The sequence below is a fragment of the Actinomycetota bacterium genome (assembly GCA_005774595.1).
Lineage (GTDB): Bacteria > Actinomycetota > Coriobacteriia > Anaerosomatales > D1FN1-002 > D1FN1-002.
In genome coordinates this window covers 1-2,459 of sequence record VAUM01000292.1, presented here as the reverse complement: position 1 = coordinate 2,459, position 2,459 = coordinate 1, and the positions used below count along the sequence as shown (strand labels likewise).

Here is a 2,459-nt window from a genome sequence, read left to right as displayed (position 1 = left end):
GCCTTCGTACTCGCCGCTCACTTCGTCCTCGACGGGTTGCTCGCGTACTTCGACAGAGGGCGGGGGAGAGCACTCGCGCGAGCAGTCGGTGCCAACGCTGTATGCTGGCTCGCGACCGCCGCCGCCACAGCCGCGTTCGTAGCTTGGCTGGACTCCAGCTTCGGCTTCGACGCGGCTAGCGGCATCGCGGGAACCCTCCTGTCGCTTGTCTTCGTGCTCGTCTGGCTGATGCTGGCCGTGACGGCGGGTTCGCTGATGCCCCGAGCACAGGCGATGGCATTCGTTGCGGTCGTCGGCAGCGGTGCGCTCGCACTCGCGGCACCGCTGAGCATCATGCCGGATGAGTCGATGGGCTGGGTGGCCGCAGGACTCGCCTACCTGCTGTGGATCGCGACCGTCGCTCCACTCGTCGCGTTCACTCGATCCTTGCGCATGGTTCCGCGTGAGCACATGCGCCACGCGACTCGGCGGGCGCTCGCTGCATCCGTCGTGCCCGCTGCCAGCCTGCTCGTGTGTACGGTCGTCGTCTTCGGCATCTCGTGGCTCCTGACCTTGGCCGTGCGAGGCGATAGGCCCGAACTGGGAGTGAGCTACGGAGCGCTCTATGCCATGGCCAACGACTACGCGCGCAACGTTACGGCAGAGGATGTGCGCAGCCGCGATGCCACCGCCGTCAACGAACTGACGCGCCTCGCGGCGCTGTCCAGCTGCTCACTCACCATCATTGACCGTCGGACCCAGACCATTGAACTCGCAGCACGTCGCGTGATGCGCGACGCCGCGGGTCGGATCACCGACAAGTACTCTGAGTCTGCAGCAGACTCACCCCCCGGCCCGGTCACCACGGCGTTCGAAGCCACAGTGCCGCAATCAGAGGAGGCCGCTCTGCTGACAGAGTCGTCCCGAGACGACTGGCTGGTGCCAATCATCACCGAGAACATGACTCTCGCCACGAGCGACACGCCTCGGGCGGCTCCTGAATTGATCGCGGATGCAGGCTACCCGCAGGGCATCCGAGAGCACGACCCGGACGGCGCGCACTTCCTGCTCGTCGCGTCGCCGCTGCACCCGTGGTGGAAGGAGCCGTATGCGGCTCAATCCCCTGCACAGGACGCCCTCAGCATCACCGCCCTCGCCATCCCGTGGCTGGTGCTGGGATTGATGGCGCCCTTCTGCATCGGACTGTGGCTGCGGGAGCGGAAGCGCGCAGCGCCAGAGGCCACGAACGAGGTCCCGGACTGCGAACAGGCGTTTCCAGCGGGCGGCGCAGAGCGGTAGGCTAGAAATCGGCGACGGCACAGAGCGCCGCCGCTGAAACGCAGAAACGTTCGGCAGAGTGACAGCCTGCTCGTGCCAATCCGCGGCAGGGGGGATAGCGTGGGCGAACCCGACGAACCGCTCGACTCCGCCGCCGGAGACGAGCCGAGCGCGCAGGTACGCCTTGAGCTACTCATTCCCGCAGTTGCGCTCATCCTCGTGACCCTGTGGATTGCGCGCGACTTGCCCCTCTCCGCCGCAATCCTCCTCATGACCTTCAATCTTCTGCTTGCCGTCCCGCTCATCATCGCGGCGGTCTTCTTCAAGCGCAGCGCGCCGTCGGCACCCGCTCCGGCGGGAATAGCCATCTCCGCGCCACATAGGCCTAGGCTCATTCCGTCTAGGCTGGCGCTTGCAGGGAGCACCGCCATCGTCATGGTCATCGCCTCGCCGTGGGGAATCGTGGAGGTTCTTCAAGTCGCCAATCCCGACCTCGCTGGGGCCATCTCGGCAGCGATGACCATCGTCGGATTGCTCATCACGTGCGTCGCATTCGCGCTCCCGGAACGCATCGCGTCGCCCGGATCGAAGCGGGAGCGCTACCAGTCACTGGAGGCCCTGGTGTTCTACGCCCTGCACGCTCTGATCATCGGGGTGCTTGTCGTCGGAACGGTCTACGAGAAGCCGCGGCCGCTCGCTACCTACCTGCTGGCCTTCGGAGCACTCGTTGCACTCTGGGCCATGGAACTGACGAGGTCGCCTATCTCACCTGCCGAACAGGCGTTTCCAGCGGGCGGCGCTCCGCAGTAGGCTAGAAGATGGCGACGGCGGAGGGCGCCGCCGCTGAAACGCAGAAACGTTCGAACGAGTCGGACGGCGGGTGAGCATGTCGAGGTCGTCCAGAGAGCACCGCTCGGACGAGTTCGGGCAGCCACCGCTCGGCGCCATCAGAGGCATGGATGCACCTGAGATCGGCTCCCCGGCCAACATCACAATCGATGGGGTCGTGGAGCGTGAGTCCGGCAGGACGCCGCCTCCGCCACCCTTCTCACTGCGAACGGCGGCAATCGCACTCGCGGTCATGTTCGTACTCGGGCTCGCCGTGCTCGCCGTCTCCACCTGCATGACCGCCCGGAATCTAGCACGGGAAGACGTCCGGTCGGGATACACCGTGCCCGTGCCCTGACGTGATGTGGGTCTTT

General features: G+C 66.1%; 2 protein-coding genes. Both read left to right on the top strand.

All coding sequences use genetic code 11. From position 1 onward, the window contains the following. Positions 1–36 precede the first annotated feature (36 nt). The gene (locus tag FDZ70_09265; protein ID TLM70266.1) at positions 37–1,278 is read left to right on the top strand and encodes a hypothetical protein; all 1,242 of its coding nucleotides are present in this window, start codon (positions 37–39) and stop codon (positions 1,276–1,278) included. A gap of 99 nt (positions 1,279–1,377) precedes the next feature. After that, a complete protein-coding gene (locus FDZ70_09260; GenBank protein ID TLM70265.1) occupies positions 1,378–2,067 on the top strand; it encodes a hypothetical protein in 690 nt (229 codons plus the stop codon). Positions 2,068–2,459 lie beyond the last annotated feature (392 nt).